This is a genomic window from Alishewanella sp. HH-ZS (genome assembly GCF_001704375.1).
In the GTDB taxonomy this organism is placed as follows: Bacteria; Pseudomonadota; Gammaproteobacteria; order Enterobacterales; family Alteromonadaceae; genus Alishewanella; species Alishewanella aestuarii.
Window position 1 is genome coordinate 1 of the sequence record NZ_LZEJ01000110.1, and the last position, 392, is coordinate 392.

Annotated in this window: 1 protein-coding gene; it reads left to right on the forward strand. The window is 44.6% G+C overall.

Features of this window, described 5'->3' with window-relative positions:
* On the forward strand, positions 1-392 hold a 392-nt coding region (gene gmtX, locus A9165_RS16500), incomplete at both ends, for a gamma-mobile-trio protein GmtX (protein ID WP_255365757.1).

Here is a 392-nt window from a genome sequence, read left to right on the forward strand (position 1 = left end):
GTCTGTTCCACAGGATAACAAGCTACTTGAGCGTATTCCAGACCCTGCGGTACGGGCTTTATTTGGTCAGATTATTGCCGAGCGCAACCGTTATCGCAAAGAGGTTAATCTGCTAAAACAGCACGCGAATATTACCATTGATAAGCGTCCTGTACGTCAGTTTGATGCAAGCGCAAAGCCGAGTGTTGAAGTCTTGCCTTCACTAACTGGCATCTTGACCGAATCTGAGAAGAAAGCCTTAGCCTACGCTATCTCTGACGAATGTATGGAAAAACATAACTGGCAAACCACACAAGCAGGCCAAGTAAAAGACATGGAATACAACACAGAAATATTCCCTAGAGGTTTTGTGACAGGTCTACGCAAGTTGTTAGGTGAGGTAGATGATAGAT